Annotated in this window: 15 protein-coding genes, 1 tRNA gene and 1 pseudogene; 9 read left to right on the top strand and 8 right to left on the bottom strand. The window is 52.7% G+C overall.

The window, feature by feature from the left end; genetic code table 11:
* Positions 1–341 precede the first annotated feature (341 nt).
* Entirely contained in the window at positions 342–1,757 is a 1,416-nt protein-coding gene (locus QQL62_RS12325; protein WP_284379712.1) for an RtcB family protein, read from the bottom strand.
* Between the two features lie 435 nt (positions 1,758–2,192).
* Here QQL62_RS12325 and rtcR point away from each other — a divergent pair, with 435 nt between their 5' ends.
* The 3 genes from rtcR to QQL62_RS12310 all read left to right on the top strand — a co-directional run bounded on the left by rtcR (position 2,193) and on the right by QQL62_RS12310 (position 4,406).
* Complete coding sequence (rtcR, locus tag QQL62_RS12320; protein WP_284379709.1) at positions 2,193–3,764, top strand: RNA repair transcriptional activator RtcR; 1,572 nt, start codon at positions 2,193–2,195, stop codon at positions 3,762–3,764.
* A 235-nt stretch (positions 3,765–3,999) separates the two neighbouring features.
* Positions 4,000–4,128, top strand: coding sequence for a hypothetical protein (locus tag QQL62_RS12315; RefSeq protein ID WP_284379707.1), 129 nt, complete (start codon positions 4,000–4,002; stop codon positions 4,126–4,128).
* Positions 4,129–4,217: 89 nt separating this feature from the next.
* Positions 4,218–4,406 (top strand): hypothetical protein, encoded by a 189-nt coding sequence (locus tag QQL62_RS12310; RefSeq protein ID WP_284379705.1) that lies wholly within the window; start codon positions 4,218–4,220, stop codon positions 4,404–4,406.
* Here the strand turns inward: QQL62_RS12310 and QQL62_RS12305 are convergent.
* A complete protein-coding gene (locus QQL62_RS12305; protein WP_284379700.1) occupies positions 4,403–4,822 on the bottom strand; it encodes an RrF2 family transcriptional regulator in 420 nt (139 codons plus the stop codon). The genes QQL62_RS12310 and QQL62_RS12305 overlap by 4 nt on opposite strands.
* Positions 4,823–4,925: 103 nt before the next feature.
* Here QQL62_RS12305 and QQL62_RS12300 point away from each other — a divergent pair.
* The 3 genes and pseudogenes from QQL62_RS12300 (at position 4,926) to QQL62_RS12290 (ending at position 8,102) form a co-directional block, all read left to right on the top strand.
* Positions 4,926–6,136, top strand: a pseudogene (locus QQL62_RS12300) (GTP-binding protein).
* Between the two features lie 280 nt (positions 6,137–6,416).
* Positions 6,417–7,397 carry a glutathione S-transferase family protein gene (locus QQL62_RS12295; RefSeq protein WP_284379697.1) on the top strand — a complete coding sequence of 327 codons (981 nt, stop codon included), beginning with the start codon at positions 6,417–6,419 and terminating at the stop codon, positions 7,395–7,397.
* An 87-nt stretch (positions 7,398–7,484) separates the two neighbouring features.
* A complete protein-coding gene (locus tag QQL62_RS12290; RefSeq protein WP_284379695.1) occupies positions 7,485–8,102 on the top strand; it encodes a globin domain-containing protein in 618 nt (205 codons plus the stop codon).
* A 19-nt stretch (positions 8,103–8,121) separates the two neighbouring features.
* Here the strand turns inward: QQL62_RS12290 and QQL62_RS12285 are convergent, their stop codons facing one another.
* The 4 genes from QQL62_RS12285 to QQL62_RS12270 form a co-directional block, all read right to left on the bottom strand.
* The gene (locus tag QQL62_RS12285; protein WP_284379692.1) at positions 8,122–8,448 is read right to left on the bottom strand and encodes a protein tyrosine phosphatase family protein; all 327 of its coding nucleotides are present in this window, start codon (positions 8,446–8,448) and stop codon (positions 8,122–8,124) included.
* Positions 8,449–8,549: 101 nt separating this feature from the next.
* Positions 8,550–8,972: a DUF6691 family protein gene (locus QQL62_RS12280; RefSeq protein WP_284379690.1), complete on the bottom strand. Its 423-nt coding sequence runs from the start codon at positions 8,970–8,972 to the stop codon at positions 8,550–8,552.
* Positions 8,973–8,974: 2 nt separating this feature from the next.
* Positions 8,975–9,406, bottom strand: a complete 432-nt coding sequence (locus QQL62_RS12275; protein ID WP_284379686.1) for a YeeE/YedE family protein — start codon at positions 9,404–9,406, stop codon at positions 8,975–8,977.
* A 145-nt stretch (positions 9,407–9,551) separates the two neighbouring features.
* Positions 9,552–9,626 (bottom strand) — tRNA-Gln (locus tag QQL62_RS12270).
* A gap of 95 nt (positions 9,627–9,721) precedes the next feature.
* Here QQL62_RS12270 and QQL62_RS12265 point away from each other — a divergent pair.
* Genes QQL62_RS12265 through QQL62_RS12255 form a run of 3 tightly spaced genes read left to right on the top strand, consistent with a single transcriptional unit; the run spans position 9,722 to position 12,837 of the window.
* The gene (locus QQL62_RS12265) at positions 9,722–10,897 is read left to right on the top strand and encodes a BaiN/RdsA family NAD(P)/FAD-dependent oxidoreductase (RefSeq protein WP_284379684.1); all 1,176 of its coding nucleotides are present in this window, start codon (positions 9,722–9,724) and stop codon (positions 10,895–10,897) included.
* A 39-nt stretch (positions 10,898–10,936) separates the two neighbouring features.
* Positions 10,937–11,917 carry a glycosyl transferase family protein gene (locus QQL62_RS12260; protein WP_284379681.1) on the top strand — a complete coding sequence of 327 codons (981 nt, stop codon included), beginning with the start codon at positions 10,937–10,939 and terminating at the stop codon, positions 11,915–11,917.
* The gene (locus QQL62_RS12255; RefSeq protein ID WP_284379680.1) at positions 11,914–12,837 is read left to right on the top strand and encodes a precorrin-2 dehydrogenase/sirohydrochlorin ferrochelatase family protein; all 924 of its coding nucleotides are present in this window, start codon (positions 11,914–11,916) and stop codon (positions 12,835–12,837) included. Before QQL62_RS12260 ends, QQL62_RS12255 begins: the two co-directional genes overlap by 4 nt.
* Here the strand turns inward: QQL62_RS12255 and QQL62_RS12250 are convergent.
* A complete protein-coding gene (locus tag QQL62_RS12250) occupies positions 12,829–14,043 on the bottom strand; it encodes a sigma-54-dependent transcriptional regulator (protein ID WP_284379678.1) in 1,215 nt (404 codons plus the stop codon). The genes QQL62_RS12255 and QQL62_RS12250 overlap by 9 nt on opposite strands.
* Complete coding sequence (locus QQL62_RS12245; protein WP_284379675.1) at positions 14,040–15,731, bottom strand: sensor histidine kinase; 1,692 nt, start codon at positions 15,729–15,731, stop codon at positions 14,040–14,042. Before QQL62_RS12245 ends, QQL62_RS12250 begins: the two co-directional genes overlap by 4 nt.
* Between the last annotated feature and the right edge of the window lie 90 nt (positions 15,732–15,821).

Below are 15,821 nucleotides of genomic sequence, written 5' to 3'. Positions count from 1 at the left end.
GGGTTAGATCCAACGCTAAGCTGAGAGCGGCAGTCTTTGCAAATTCGAATTTACATGACCCACCTGTCTAGCCCCATGCAGGTGCATCGGGATCACTGGAAAGGCTGTGGTGTGCGCATTAAATAAGAGTAAATTTCTGGCTGCTCTGAGCAAGGTGGCGTTATCCGGGGTTATGTTGATATAGGGGTTGCGGCCAATGATTGATTTATAGGGTTTCTGGGCCTGTTGGGGGCGACCTATGGCAAATTTCTGTGAAACTCTACAGATATGACAGCAGAAAATGCCGTGATTGGGGCATGTTTTTGCATCAAACCACCAGCGGTTGGCCCGCTGGTGGTGTTTTATCTGCGGCCTTTACGGGCCTTTCTGGACATCCACGGTGGGGGGCAATCCCCCGCCATGATGCAACCAAATGGGTCGATATAGTCGGTGATTTCGGCCAGATCGTATTTCTTGATCTGCTCAACCACCGTATCGGCGCATTTATAGCTGGACGGCAATTCAGAGGCATCAACTGGCCCCGCGTGAAACCGGATGTCCAAGCCAGCGGTTTCGGCCATCAGCAATTGCTCGGGCGTTATGCCAACCTTGCGCCTCTTGTGCTCGCTGCGCGAATAATTGCGGCCGGCGCCGTGCGGGCTGAAGCCTAGGCCGTGATCGCGGTCTTTGCCTCTCACCACCAACACCGGTTCTGACATATTCAGCGGGATCAAGGTCAGCCCTGTGGCATCGGATGCGTAATCGTTCCAAGCAGGGGTGGCACCCTTGCCATGGTAATACACATCCTCGCGTTTAAACACGAAGTTATGCTCGTTCCAAAAACGATCCTTTACGCCTGCGCCGATGGCATCCGCCGTTGCTTGGTGCAGGCCGCTATGATTGACCTTGGTCCATTTGCGGATCAATTGCAGGGCATCCCAGTAATCGCGCCCCTCTTGTGTATCCGCAGGAATCCATGCGTTTTGTTTCAGCGTTTCGGGTGACAATTTCTTGCGGAATTTTTCCGCCACCTCCATGCCGTACTTGTACAAAACAGCCCCCGGCCCACGCGACCCGTGATGGGTGATCATACAGGTATCGCCCGTTGCGCGGGATTTACCCACGAACAAGAAATGGTTGCCGTCGCCTTGGGTGCCCATATGCTCAACCATCATGCGGCGCATTTTCTGGCTGTTTAGAAAAGGGTTGGCCGCAAAGGCATCGATCAGCTTTTGGCTGACGGTGAAGCGCTGGCCCTGCTTGCGCCCACCTGGGCCGAAATGAGTTATGGATTGCGCGGCATCTAGCACGGCCTTTGGGTCTGCATCGCCAAGGTTGGACAACATAACAGAGCAACAAATATCCGCAGAATGCATGCCCGGGTGAAGCGCGTTTCGCGCGGCAACAACGCCGCCCACTGGGATGGTGCCGATAGGGCCTGCGGGGCAGGCATCGGGCATGATTGCGCCAGAGACAACCGTTGGCGTGCGCATCACCATAGTCATGGTGTTTTTCACATCCTCTACGTTCTTCACCTCGTCCGCATCCTGAGCATCAATGTTCACGTGAAAAGGGATTTCGCCAACCCCGTGTAACGGCAGTGTAGGCAGCGCAGGGGGCGGGACAAGGCGCTGCAGTTTTGCGCGGATTTGTTCTAGGTCGTAGCCCGCAGTCAAAGCCGCCTGACCCTCGGCCAAGGCCTTGCCAAAAGCAGGGCTTGGGGTATGCCCCCAAGATTTCAAAAGCTCGGATGTGATTTCTGTTTGTGTATCAGTCATAATTTTATCCTTTGTAAAACCTTGACGACAAGGGGATGAAACGGGCGCGCTCTACCAACTGAGCTATCCTGCATTTACAAGAGCGGGAATCGAACCCGCGACAACGACATATCAGATGTAGTTCCATCGGCATTCGCCAAGAAATGTTTCCTTATTTCATTAATTTCAGGTCAGAGGGACAGGGTTTCGCAAGACGCTTTTTGGGCTGTTATGGGCAGGCGCTGTGGCCCTTTGTATGATGCGAATAGAGATGTATTTGCCATTGCTTTCGTCCTTTCTGTTTCTTTCTACTTGTTTGGTGGAAAAGAGGTCAGGCAGGAAGGAAAATAACAAAATGCGTAACTGGTTGGTTTTGTTGAGTAAAATTAGGAATGAGAGGTTTCTCTAAGAATATAGCTATTGAAATTTATACGAGTTTATAATTTAAGATAAGATATGAAGAAAAACGTTGTGATTGGATTCCTTGGCACGCAATTGGATATGGGCCGCAAACGCAAATGGCGCCCATCGATACAGCTGTGTCAGCATGCAGATTTCCCTGTGGCGCGTTTCGAGCTGATCCATGATATGCGGTATCGTCGTCTGGCCCATGACGTAAAACAGGGCATCACAGCCATCAGCCCAGAAACCGAGGTTTTGCTACAGGAAATTAATTTCCAAGACCCATGGGATTTCGAAGAGATGTATGGGGCCTTGTTTGATTTTGCACGCGACTATGGGTTTGATGACGAACGCGAGAATTATCATGTGCATCTGACCACGGGTACGCATGTGGCGCAAATTTGTTGGTTCCTGCTAACCGAGTCGCGCCATATCCCTGCCAAATTGATTCAAACCAGCCCACCACGCGAGGGTGATGACACTGCGGGATCTTTTCAGGTCGTTGATCTTGATCTTTCCAAATATAATGCACTGCAAAAACGCTTTGATCTGGTCCACCAAGAATATAACACCCTGCTAAAGGGCGGGATTGAAACGCGAAGCAGTGATTTCAATGCCTTGATCGAACGCATGGAACTGGTGGCCACCACCTCGGATGCGCCTTTGTTGTTGCTGGGCCCTACGGGCACGGGAAAATCAGAGCTGGCATCGCGCCTCTACGAGCTAAAACTACAGCGCCGCCGTGTAAAAGGGCGTTTGGTGCATGTGAACTGCTCCACTCTAAAGGGCGAACGGGCGATGTCGACGTTGTTTGGCCATCGGCGCGGCGCGATGGGCACGCAATCAGAGCGCGGCGGGCTTTTGCAAGAGGCCAATGGCGGCATCCTGTTCTTGGATGAAATCGACGAGCTGGGCTTGGATGAGCAGGCGATTATTTTACACGCGGTCGAAAGTGGCAAATACTTTCCGCTGGGATCTGATTACGAAGTGACCAGCCGCTTTCATTTGATCGCTGGGGCCAGCAGGGATTTGGCCCAGCTGGTGGCGCAAGGGAAATTTCGCCCCGATCTGTTTGCGCGGCTTAATCTGTGGACATTTCATCTGCCTTCATTACGCCAGCGCCCCGAAGATATTCAGCCAAATTTGGATTTTGAACTGGCCCGTGTCGAAAAATTATTGGGTATGCGGTTCAGCTTTAATGCGGATGCGGCCAAGCGGTATTCACAATTTGCAACCAATCCCGCCACCCATTGGGCAGGTAATTTTCGCGATCTAAGCGCATCAATGCAACGCATGTGCACATTGGCGCCGCGCGGGCGCATTACATTGGCAATGGTCGAGCGCGAGATCGAAACGCTAAGCCAACAGTGGGAAAATACTGCCGAGAACGCGGACACCAAGCTATTGGCGGATGTCATGGGCGGATCTATCAGCGATGTCGATGAGTTCGATCGCGTGCAGCTGGCCCATGTAATTCGTGCCTGTCGCGAAAGCGAAAGCCTAAGCGCGGCTGGGCGGCGTCTGTTTGGCGCATCACGTGTGCAAAAGAAGAGCAAAAACGATGCAGACCGGTTAAAGAAATACCTAAACAAGTTTGACCTAAGCTGGACAAGCGTGACCGAATAGAACAGTAGCGGCATTGGTGTCGGGTGTGTTGATCAGGCGGGGGCTATGAGCCTATGACGCGGCCCTTGCTGGTCGTGTGACCTGATTTTAACGCTCAATCGAAGGGGCATTTATATGACTATTTTGTTTCATGCCCTGAACGGGTGGATCCAAGCCTAGGGCGAGACGCCTTCCTCTTGGATCATCTATGCTGACCACAGGTCAGATTTCCAAAATTTAAAATTAGGAATACTCTATGGGCAATTCTATCTTAGATGGATCTGCGTCGGATCGTTGCGCGGCCATCACCACTTTTTATACTTCTGATGCGTTTCCACAGTCCTTGGGCACCATTGGCGGGGGCAATCATTTCTGTGAGGTATAACGGATCACGCAGTCCTCTAGGAGGGTATTAACGGCCAGATTATCGCAAAGCGCGCCGCAAAGGCCCTGCACGAGAAACTAGAACTGATCGTGGATGTGCCGCCCAACCTGTTGGCGCGTCACAAGGGTGGCTGGCTGGATCGCAAGGGGGCGGCCAGCACCGAGGCGGGGCTGTTTCCCCTAGCAGGAACGCGCGACCCCCCCCGCTATTTGATGCAGGCCAATGCGGGTGGCACAGGCAATTTAGGGTCGATTGCCCATAGGGCAGCGCAGGCCTAAAGGTGGCCGGACTCTGCGCCCCCGACCTCGGCGATTGTGGTGCTGGCTAGTCTCTCGATCAGGCTTTTCTCAATATCAGCCATCACTGATGCGACCTTTTGATGTAGGGCATGTTCCACAGAACAGCGCGAGGGTTCCTCTGTACGCCCAGTGGCGATCAGGCTCTCGTCTAACGCCAAGTAGATATCCGCCAACGTGATTTCCTGTGGTTCACGGGCCAACTGCCAACCGCCAGCGTGGCCTTTCTCGGAGATCAGCAGGCCTGCTTGGCGTAATTTTCCAAGGACGCGGCGTACCACCACGGGGTTGGTGCCGGCATGTTCGGCGATTTCGGCCGATGTGCGCATTTTTCGTGGATTTACGGCCATATGGCCCAGGGTGTGCAGGGCCAGTGACAGGCGAGAGTTGCGTTTCATCGGGGTAGATCCTTCAATGGGAATTCATACGTAACATTTGCTGTTGCATTATTCTCGTAACTATTTAAGTTTCGTGATGTGTTCGCTGACAACTGGAGATATTATGTCTGAAATCCGCCTTCCCGTCACGGTTCTTTCTGGTTTTTTAGGAGCTGGAAAGACAACCCTATTAAATCGCGTCCTAAACAATCGCGAGGGCCGCAGGGTGGCTGTGATTGTAAATGATATGTCAGAGGTCAATATTGATGCTGATTTGGTGCGTGCCGACACCGAGCTAAGCCGCACAGACGAGACATTGGTTGAAATGTCGAACGGGTGCATCTGTTGTACTCTGCGGGACGATTTGCTGGAAGAGGTGCGCCGCCTAGCCGCTGAGGGGCGCTTTGATTATCTGCTGATCGAATCCACTGGTATTTCCGAGCCATTGCCCGTGGCCGCCACGTTTGATTTTCGTGATGAGACGGGCCAGAGCTTATCGGATGTTTCGCGTCTGGACACCATGGTTACGGTTGTGGATGCCGTGAACCTACTGACTGATTTTGCCAGCCATGATTTCCTACAGGATCGCGGCGAAACACTGGGCGAGGGGGACGAGCGCACATTGGTGCATTTGTTGACTGATCAGATTGAATTTGCGGATGTTGTTGTGCTGAACAAGGTGACGGATGCGGGGCCGCAGCGCGTGGATGCAGCGCGCAAGATCATTCGCAGCCTGAATGCCGATGCCAAAATTATCGAGACCGATCATTCGGATGTGCCTGTGCAAGAAATCCTTGATACGGGGCTATTTAATTTTGAAAAGGTGCAGGAACACCCGATGTGGGCTAAAGAGCTTTATGGGTTTGCGGATCATACCCCAGAGACCGAGGAATACGGCGTCGCGTCCTTCGTTTATCGGGCGCGTCGCCCCTTTGTACCTGCAAAGATCATGGATGCATTAAATGGAGAATTATCTGGCGTAATTCGCGCCAAGGGGCATTTCTGGATTTCTACCAGACCGGGCTGGGTGGCGGAATTTTCCCTTGCTGGGGCATTGTCCAGCATCACGCCGCTGGGTACGTGGTGGGCATCGGTACCCAAAGAAAGCTGGCCAGATCACGAGGGTGTGCGGGATTATATGCAGACCCATTGGCAAGAGCCTTGGGGGATCGCCGCCAAGAGCTGGTGTTCATTGGGGCGGGCATAGATTGGCCTGCGCTAAGGGCGCGCCTTGATGGGTGTTTGGTGCCTGCATTGGCGGCCGCTGGCCCAGACGATTTGCCCGATTACCCTGATCCTTTCCCAATGTGGCGCCGCGCCGAGGAAGCCGCATAATCATGATACGCCATTAACGCAGAGAGATGGAGGCTCGGGCCGTCTTGAGCGTGGTTTTTCAGCTGCGGATCAACACAGTAAAGCCTAAAAAACTGCCAAGGGCATGTCTGGATACGCTTGTGCCTGAGCGAGGGCTATATCGCTAGTATGGCTTTGTAGGTGGTTCTGAGGATAGGTCGACGGTGGTGCGGCGGTGTTTATATCATTGCCGCAACCGAATTTCTTGCCTACGCTGGTGGGGCGGCGCCACTTGGGGGTGCGCTTAACAGAGGTATAGAATATGGGATTGCTACAAGACGGTCGTTGGGTAGATCAATGGTATGATACATCGGAAACGGGGGGGCGATTTATACGAAAGGCCCCGCAGTTTAGGAACTGGATTACCGCTGATGGTTCTGCAGGGCCGGGTGGTGATGCAGGGTTTATGGCAGAGCCGGATCGCTATCATCTTTATGTGTCTCTGGCCTGTCCGTGGGCGCATCGAACCCTTATATTTAGGGCGCTAAAGGGCCTGGAAAAGATGGTCCCGATCTCTGTTGTGCATTGGTACATGGCCGAAAACGGCTGGACGTTTCAGGCAGGGGATGGCGTCATCGATGACCCCATTCACAACGCGCGGTATATGTACGAGATCTATACCGCCGCAGCGCAGGATTATTCTGGCCGCGTAACTGTGCCTGTGCTGTGGGATAAGAAAACCCAGACAATCGTATCTAATGAATCGCCCGAAATTATTCGCATGTTCAATTCCGCCTTTGATGGCATCGGCGCCAAGCCCGGTGATTTCTATCCAGAGCCTCTACGTGGGGAAATTGATACGCTAAACGAGCGTATTTATGACACGGTAAACAACGGCGTTTATAAGGCGGGTTTTGCGACCACCCAAGAGGCCTATGACGAGGCCGTGGCCCCTCTGTTTGCAACGATTGATTGGTTGGACCAACGCCTGGAGCGTCAGCGCTATTTGTGCGGAAACGTAATCACCGAGGCCGATTGGCGCCTGTTTACCACACTCGTACGGTTTGATGCCGTATATGTGGCACACTTTAAATGTAATATCCGTCGGATTTCAGACTACGCCAATCTATCGGGGTATCTGCGGGATTTGTACCAACAGCCAGGCATCGCCGAGACCGTCAATATGGAACACATCAAAAACCATTACTACGCCAGCCAAAACAGTGTAAACCCTACGCGGATCATCCCCAAGGGCCCATTTGTTGATTTTACCAGCCCCCATGACCGTGCACGTCTGGGCTAGCGGCGCGCCCTCCAAGTCTGCTTGCTGGCGCATAATGGGGGGCAGTAATCCGGCCGCGCTAGATCAAGGGCGTGAAAGAGGAATGCAATGACAACAACCAGCCTCGCGCGCTATGCGACCAGTCATGGGTATATGAGCGAAAAGAGCCAGAAAGATTATATCAAATCCGCGATAGAGAGGGGGATATTACCCCAAAACGCCGATAGCATCGCAGAGGTTGTTTCGCTGACTGCGCCCGATGACCCCGATGAACCTATTCAATTTTGGCAACTATATTCGATTTTGGGCAAGCGCCCGATTGTACGCATTGTCAGAGATTTTTATACGCGAGTGTATCAGGATGAGGCGTGGTTTACATCTGTTTTTGAAAATGTCGGCCCGATGTATCATCATGTAAATACCCAAGCGGCCATGTGGATTGATGTAATGGGCGGTGGCCCATTTTATCATGGCGCTGAGTATCGACTCAGCCTCCACCACACCCATAATGCGCTGCAACTGATGAATGACAAGGGCGCGCAACGGTGGTCTGAGTTGATGCGGAAAACGCTTGATAGCCCCTATGATTTCATGGAGACCGACCCGCGTATCAGGATCAGCATAAATACATTCCTTGCGCATTTTATGGTGAAATATGCTAGGGAATTTGACTTTGAAAACCGAAGCTACTTTGGGAACACCAATGGCCCCTATGTCAGGGGGTAATTTAGTGAATTTTTCGTGGCTAGCGCGCCGCTTGAAATAGGACTGCCGAGCGATTGCCAGTGCGGCAATATGCCAAAATGGGCTTGGGCGCATTGCCCAAAGCATCGGCAAAGGCATCGATGTTTTCTTGGGTAAGACCGCGGGGAGAAACTGGGATATAGGCGGATTTCAGGCCTAATGCCGCGGCGGCATCGTTGATCTCGGCATAGCTTGGCTGATCTACCTCTTCGCCATCAGGCCTATTACACAGGATCGTTTTGATCCCCTGTTCTACAATGTCTTGTAGATCTCCGATGGTGATTTGCCCACTGACGAAAACTGATTCTTCTATTTGTGTTAACTTCATCTGGGCCTCGGGGTTATGGGGTATTGGATGCATAGCCCACGATCAGGGTTGGGTGCAATCAGATTTGCATGCGGTTATCCCATGGGGGGGCACTGATAATACTAGGGGGCGGTTTGGTTGTGCAGAATACGTTTGGTGATGAAAATACCGCAAATCAGCGAGACGATGAATATAAATACGCCCGCACGCCCCGTGCCAAGGGCCGGCACTGCGCCGCCCGGGCAAAATCCCGCGATGCCCCAGCCGATCCCAAACAAGGCCGAGCCAGCGATCAAGCGGGGATCAATGTCTCGCTTGGTTGGTAGGCGAAACCTATCGCCATAGCGCGGGGCATCCTGTGCCAAAACCAGCCGATAGCCGATCACAGTGACCAATAGGCCCGCACCCATCACAAAAATCAGCGATGGATCCCAAGCCCCCATGATATCGAAAAAGTTCAGAACCTTAGCAGGGTTTGCCATTCCAGAAATAGAGATGCCGATACCAAACATCAGCCCAATAAGATAAAGAGACAAAAGACGCATAATCATAGCCCCAGAATATGGCGTACACTATAGACGCTGATGAAGGTGAAGATCATAAACGTAATCGTGGCATGTAGCGAGCGGGGCGAAAACCGTGCCAGCCCGCAAATGCCGTGGCCAGAAGTACAGCCCGACCCAAGGGTTACCCCGATGCCCACAATCAATCCCCCAAGCACCAACATATTGCTGGATACGGGGATATCAACATCGGGCAAGGAACCCGTGACCAGGGCCACCGCAATCGGCCCAGATATCATGCCCGCGACCACCGCCACCCGCCAAGAGAAATCCTGAGCAGAGCTGGGGGCTAACAGACCCGCCAATATACCTGTCGCCCCAAAAATACGGCCATGGAAATACATCAATGCAACCGCTGACAGGCCGATTAAACATCCTCCGATAGCAGAGAGAAGAGGGGTGAATTCTGTTTCCATAGCATCCTCTGAAACTGTATTTACAAGTTTTGGCGATAGAGTGGCCTATGTACCATGGCAGGTATCTTGATGCAATTTCAGACCCGTTGTCACGGGCAGACCCGTGCAGCGCAACAGATATAAGAAATGAGCGATCTGAGGAGATTGGCTGGGTCGGTAGGACTCGAACCTACACTCTACGCTACCAAAAAGCGGTGCATTACCATTATGCTACGACCCAACTGCGCGCTGTTTACGCCGCTTATTCTGAGTCCGCAAGACCAAAAATGCACCTTTTTCTTGTTTAATTTGATCAGGCACCGTAAGCGCGGTTTTATGAAGAAGTATGATGTAATAGTTATCGGCGCAGGTGCTGCGGGAATGATGTGTGCTATCGAGGCAGGTAAGCGCGGGCGCTCTGTTCTAGTGGTGGATCATTCCAAATCTATTGGCGAAAAGATCAGAATATCTGGTGGCGGGCGCTGTAATTTCACCAACCTAGATATCAATCGTGAAAATTTCATCTCGCAAAACCCTTATTTTGCTGTCTCGGCATTGTCGCGGTTCACCCAGTGGGATTTTATCGATTTGATCAGCCGCCACGGGATTGCCTATCACGAGAAAACCTTGGGGCAATTGTTCTGTGATGGTTCGGCCAAGGAAATTATCGCGATGTTACAGCGCGAAATGCAGGCGGCAGGTGTGGAAGTAGCACTGAATACCTCGGTTAAATCTATCGATCGTACGGATGAATATCAGGTAAGCCTGTCTTCCGGAATGATGGTCTCTAGGGCCGTGGTGGTGGCCTGTGGGGGGAAATCGATTCCCAAAATCGGCGCCACGGGGTTTGGTTATCAGATTGCCGAGAAATTTGGTCTATCTGTGGTGGAAACACGGCCAGCATTGGTGCCTCTGACCTTTGCGCCCAGTGATTTGGCGCGCATCAAACCTTTGGCGGGTACATCTGTTTTTGCATCTGTGGGCTGCAATGGCCAACGTTTTGACGAGGGTTTTCTGTTTACCCACCGTGGCATATCAGGGCCGTCGATACTACAGATATCGTCCTATTGGCGCGAGGGCGACGAGGTCTCGATAAACCTTGCCCCCAAGGTTGATGGGTTTGGGGTATTGCGTGCGAAACGCGCCGAAAACGGGCGTATTGCCCCCAAGACGGCCTTGCAGGATATCGTGCCGAAATCTTTGGCGGGGTTTATTGCAGAGGGATTGAGTTTGGATCGAAACCTCGCAGATCAATCTGATAAATCCCTACGCCTTATTGCAGATGCGTTGAATGACTGGCGGATAAAGCCTGTGGGCTCAGAGGGGTATCGCACCGCTGAGGTTACGCTGGGTGGGGTGAATACCGACGAGCTGGACGCCAAAACCATGGAATCGCGCAAGAACCCGGGCCTCTATTTTATTGGTGAGGTGGTTGATGTGACCGGATGGTTGGGGGGGTATAATTTCCAATGGGCGTGGTCTTCTGGTTGGGCTGCGGGACAGGTGGTCTAGTGCTGGACTCTGTCTATACATCAGAGATAGACCATGAGCATGAGTGATCTATCCAAATACGTACATGCCATGGGTCGTGGCCCTTCCAAGGGGCGCAATCTCTCCCAAGATGAAGCCCGCGATGCAATGGAACAGATTTTATCTGGCACCGCATCCCCTCATGCAGTGGGGGCATTGTTTATGTTAATGCGCTATTGCGGAGAAACTGGGGCTGAAATCGCAGGATTTGTACAGGCGATGCGCCAACAAGCGCCAGAGTGGGCAGGCCTACCGGCGGATATTGATTGGCCAAGCTATGCCGCGGGGCGCACGCGCGGTGTGCCTTGGTTCTTGCTATCGGCCCTGTTGGTGGCGCGCGCGGGGCACCGTGTATTCATGCATGGCTGGAACTCACATCAAAAATCCCGCGCGGGGGTCATGCAGGCGGTTCAAGCGCTGGGCCTGCCTGTTTGTGGAACCGTGGAACAGGCCAGCGCATCCTTGGCACGCGATGGTTTTGCCTATACGCCTTTGGCTACAATCAGTGCGCCAACGCTAGAGTTGTTACAACTGCGCGATGTTCTGGGGCTACGCAGTCCGGTCAACACCGCTTGCCGTGCATTTAACCCCACATGTGCCGATCTAAGCGTACTTGGGGTATTCCATCCCAGCTATCGTGCCCTACAGGTATCGGCCAGCCAATTGCTGGGTCAGCGCGCTATGGCGGTGATCAAAGGTGGCGGGGGGGAATTTGAATGCAACCCCAGTAAGGCCACCGAGGTATATTGCCTAAAGGATCGCAGCGACACTACCTATACGATCGCAGCACAGGATATGAAGGCAACGCGCCTAGCCGATGCCAGCGATGATGCGGATACGCTTCTACGGGTCTGGCAAGGCAAAGAGGAGAATGCCTTTGCTCGATCAATTGTACAGACTACCGCCGCGGTGGTGTTACAACAGCGAGAGAACATCGCGTTTCAAGCCGCGCTAACACGCGCGCAGGATTTATGGGATGCGCAAATGGAGACTCAGCTATGAGCATGAATAATTTCCCGATGTTCCTACGCATGGTGGATCGGCAGGTTTTAATCATCGGGGGGGGCGAACAGGCCACGCAAAAAGCCCGCCTGATGCTGAAAACCAACGCCCAGATAAGCGTCGTAGCGCAGGAATTAGAGCCTGAGCTGGCGAGGTATTTGGCCGAGGGGCGCATTCACCACATTACCCCCCCCTTAACTGTGGAAATGATGCGCAATGCACAACTGGTGTTTTCTGCGACCGGTGATGTTGCCGAGGGTGCGACCCATGCTGAGATGGCAAAAGAGAGCAACACCCTGATTAACGTGGTGGATATGCCCGAGTTCTGCGAGGCGATGACACCCTCTATTGTGGATCGTGCGCCACTGGTTGTGGCAATCGGCACCGAGGGGGATGCACCTGTGTTGGGGCGCCAGATTAAGACCGCGATCGAGGTGATGTTAGAACCTGATTTGGGGCAGTTTGCGGCCTTTGCGGGGCGGATGCGCCAGCGGGTTGCACAGATGGTGCCTGAAAATCAACGGCGTAATTTTTGGCGTTGGGTGTTTGCCGATGCCCCGCGCAAGGCCTTTCAGATTGGCGCAAGAGAGCGCGCATATGGTTTGGTCGAGGATCAAATTGCGGTCAAGGGCGCTGAGATTGTAAACGAGAGCCGCTTGGTTTTTGTGCATGCATCAGAGCCTAACAGCGATCTGCGCACCCTGCGTGATGTTAAGGCCCTGCAAGAGGCAGATCATGTGTTCTATGAGCGTGGCTTCCACGAAGAGATCCTAGAGCTGGCCCGCAGAGATGCGGCGCGCGCGGCCTATGGGGGGGGAGAAGGGCAGGGTGAAACCGCGCTATCAGAGGCACGCAAGATGGTTTCTTATGGGCATGAGGTGGTGTTTATTACCCGTGCAGACCCTGCGGATCTATCCTGATTTAAAATCTTTGGGTCGCAGCGCGTGACGCGTTAGGCGGTCGTAAAAGGTTTTGCGTGGTAGGCCCAACGCGGCGGCAGTGGCGCTAGCCTGACCATTATAGCGCTTTAATGTCTCGCTTAGCACCAGTTTCTCATAGGCATCCATTTGATCTGCCAAGCTCAGGTCGCTGGCATGACTGCCCCGTGCACTTAGGCCCAGAACCACCGAATTGGCATAGCTGCGCAGTTGTGGCAGATTACCAGGCCAGTCGCGGGCGGCAACGTCATCGCGGATTTCTGGTGTTAGGCTGGGCACATCAATATTTTGCCCGCGCGCGATCAGTCGCACAAAGGTTTCAAATATTGTAATGATATCTGCCCGCCGATCCTCCAAAGATGGCACATGGACAAGGGCGGGATTTAAAGCATCGATCAGGGAAACGGAGGCAAAGGTTTCCAGCGGGGCGGGGCTAGAGGAAATGATGCGCAGGTTGGCGTGTTGGTTGGCAAATGCGATCAGATCTAGCTGTTGCTGATCCGTAGTAACGTGCAGGTTTTTTAGGGAGAGATCGCAGAGCACATCGGGGACTGCAAGCTTGCGGATATCCAACTGTGGGTTCAGTTCGTAGTTAAGCGACAGGTTTTCAACGCGTAGTTGGCTGAGCATGTGAATGGTATAGGCACAGAGCTTTTTACCTACTCCAACGGGGCCTGTAAGGTGAATATTCACATCCCCGACGGCAGCGCGACGCAAATCCGCGCGCAATGCAGCACTGGGTGCGGATGCACCCGGAAAATGTAGACTCGCAGCATCTTGACGGCGCAGTTTTTGTTCCATCTGTCGATTGGATAGCGTGAGCTTTCGCATTTCCAATGCGCGGTGAAGCACGGCCAAAAGATCGCTGGTTGAGCAGGGCTTTTCTAAGAAATCATAGGCGCCGGCCTTCATAGCGCGCAGGGCCATCGGCACGTCTGCCTGGCCTGTCAGCATCACCAACGGTAGATCTGGATCAATGGACTGGGTGTAATTCAACACATCAAACCCATCGTTCTGGGGCATGCGAATATCTGAGAGGATCACGCCATTGAAATTGGCGCGAATGCTGCGCTTGGCCTGTGACAGGCCATTGGCCTGCAGTACGCTGAACCCGTCTAAATCCAGTGTTTGCGCCAAGGAATAGCGCATTGCATCGTCATCTTCGATTAATAAAACTTGGTTTTTCAAGGCCTATCTCTTTGGTCTATTCTGTTGAGATCTAATTGGAATTCTGCGCCACCCTCAGGCAAATTTTTGCAGGTTAGATGACCGCCAAAACTGCCGATAATTCCATAGGAAATTGATAGCCCCAGCCCCAACCCCTTGCTGGCGCCGCGATCCTTGGTGGAATAGAACGGCTCAAAGACACGGTTGGGATTTTCTAGCCCGGTGCCAGTGTCGCGCAGGCGCACCGAGGCGGTTTCGGCCGTGCATTCAGTAAACAGCGTGATACAACGGGTTTCTTGGTGCGCCATTGCGTCCATGGCATTGTTTAGCAGATTGATCAGCACCTGTTGCAGGCGGATTTGCCCGCCCTTTACCCACAGCGGTTCGGTATTCCCATGGCGGATCAGTACAGTTTCCTCCCTTTGCAATCGTGTCTCGGCTAGGGTCAGCGCGTCCTTGATCACATCCTGTAGGTTCACCGTTTCAATTTCTTCGTTCTCTTTCCGGCTAAAAGCGCGCAGATTTCGGATGATGCGAGTCATGCGATCTACTTGGGTTTGGATCATGGAAAAATTGACTTGTGCCTCGCCTGCGCGGCCCTTAGCCAGCAACTTGGTGCCATTTTCCGAAAAGTTTTGCATGGCGGCAAGGGGTTGATTCAGCTCGTGGCTTAGGTTTGCTGCCATTTGGCCCAACGCCGAAAGCTTGCCTGCCTGAACCAATTGGTTTTGGGCGCTGCGCAATTGTTTGGTGCGGGCCTCGACGCGGGCCTCTAGTTTCGAATTTGCTTCTTCTTCTAGGGCCAGTTGATCGGATAGGCTTTGGCGGCGCTGGGCCAATATAGTCAGGCCAAGACCAAGTGCTGTAAGCAAGGTAATGGCCAGCATTGATTGCATTTGGGCGGTATCTTTAATCGCGCTGGTATCCAGAAAGGCCACGGCTGTCATGCCCAATTGTGGGATAAAACGCGAGAGTATCAGATTGTTATCCGCCAAAGTGCTGTTATTTTTGAACCGCACTATCTGATGACCCCAAAAGCGGTCACTTTGGGGGATGAGAGCATTGGGCCCGTGGTGAAAGCTGCGCAAGGCCAGTTGAGGGCGATTTGACACAAAAATGGTGTTTGTGGCATCAAAATAGGCAATAGGCACTTCGTCAATGGCCCATTCAAATTCTAATTCAGAGATATTGATATGCACACCAACCACGCCAATGGTTGGCCCTGTGTCTGAAAAAATACCACTGGTATAATGGAATTCGCGTGCGTTGCTGTCTGGGTTCAGGTGATGACTAAACCCTAGGCGGCCATTTTTAGCGGCGATGAAATCAGGGTGATTAGAAACATTTTTCCCCAGATGAGAGGCGGGGGTATTTACATCAGACGAGGCCAGAACATTGCCGTTTGTATGCGCGACATAAATGCGATCAACACCGGATACCAGCGCTTTATCTAGAAGAAATGCGTTGATTTCTTGCGGTTTTGAAATGGCCTCGATGATAATCGGGCTTTCCGAAAGCAGGACTGGAATTATTTTGATTTTTGATAGCTGTCCCAACAATCGATCGTTGGCCTGTGCTATACGTACTAGCCCTGTTTTTGCCAGCCGATCCAAGCCGGCCTTATAGGCCAACTGATAAGTTGCAAATCCACACAGCAAAGCAAAAACCGTGTAAAGCGCAATGATAAGGGGGCGTTGAAGCAGGGTCATTTAAGGATCGAATCGGCCTGTTTAGGATCGATTTTCAGCATGATCATCCAAGGACAGAGGCGCAAGAAAAATGTGTGGATTACCACACAA

It is taken from the genome of Amylibacter marinus, assembly GCF_030160015.1.
Lineage (GTDB): Bacteria > Pseudomonadota > Alphaproteobacteria > Rhodobacterales > Rhodobacteraceae > Amylibacter > Amylibacter marinus.
This window is presented reverse-complemented; position numbering and strand designations above follow the sequence as displayed.

Excerpts from the sequence above, each read along its gene's own strand:
- QQL62_RS12290 (WP_284379695.1), top strand. The coding sequence starts at position 7,485 with ATGACAACAACCAGCCTCGCGCGCTATGCGACCAGTCATGGGTATATG.
- QQL62_RS12265 (WP_284379684.1), top strand. The coding sequence starts at position 9,722 with ATGAAGAAGTATGATGTAATAGTTATCGGCGCAGGTGCTGCGGGAATG.
- QQL62_RS12285 (WP_284379692.1), bottom strand. The coding sequence starts at position 8,448 with ATGAAGTTAACACAAATAGAAGAATCAGTTTTCGTCAGTGGGCAAATC.
- rtcR (WP_284379709.1), top strand. The coding sequence starts at position 2,193 with ATGAAGAAAAACGTTGTGATTGGATTCCTTGGCACGCAATTGGATATG.
- QQL62_RS12275 (WP_284379686.1), bottom strand. The coding sequence starts at position 9,406 with ATGGAAACAGAATTCACCCCTCTTCTCTCTGCTATCGGAGGATGTTTA.
- QQL62_RS12255 (WP_284379680.1), top strand. The coding sequence starts at position 11,914 with ATGAGCATGAATAATTTCCCGATGTTCCTACGCATGGTGGATCGGCAG.
- QQL62_RS12325 (WP_284379712.1), bottom strand. The coding sequence starts at position 1,757 with ATGACTGATACACAAACAGAAATCACATCCGAGCTTTTGAAATCTTGG.
- QQL62_RS12315 (WP_284379707.1), top strand. The coding sequence starts at position 4,000 with ATGGGCAATTCTATCTTAGATGGATCTGCGTCGGATCGTTGCGCGGCC.
- QQL62_RS12245 (WP_284379675.1), bottom strand. The coding sequence starts at position 15,731 with ATGACCCTGCTTCAACGCCCCCTTATCATTGCGCTTTACACGGTTTTT.
- QQL62_RS12260 (WP_284379681.1), top strand. The coding sequence starts at position 10,937 with ATGAGTGATCTATCCAAATACGTACATGCCATGGGTCGTGGCCCTTCC.
- QQL62_RS12305 (WP_284379700.1), bottom strand. The coding sequence starts at position 4,822 with ATGAAACGCAACTCTCGCCTGTCACTGGCCCTGCACACCCTGGGCCAT.
- QQL62_RS12295 (WP_284379697.1), top strand. The coding sequence starts at position 6,417 with ATGGGATTGCTACAAGACGGTCGTTGGGTAGATCAATGGTATGATACA.
- QQL62_RS12280 (WP_284379690.1), bottom strand. The coding sequence starts at position 8,972 with ATGCGTCTTTTGTCTCTTTATCTTATTGGGCTGATGTTTGGTATCGGC.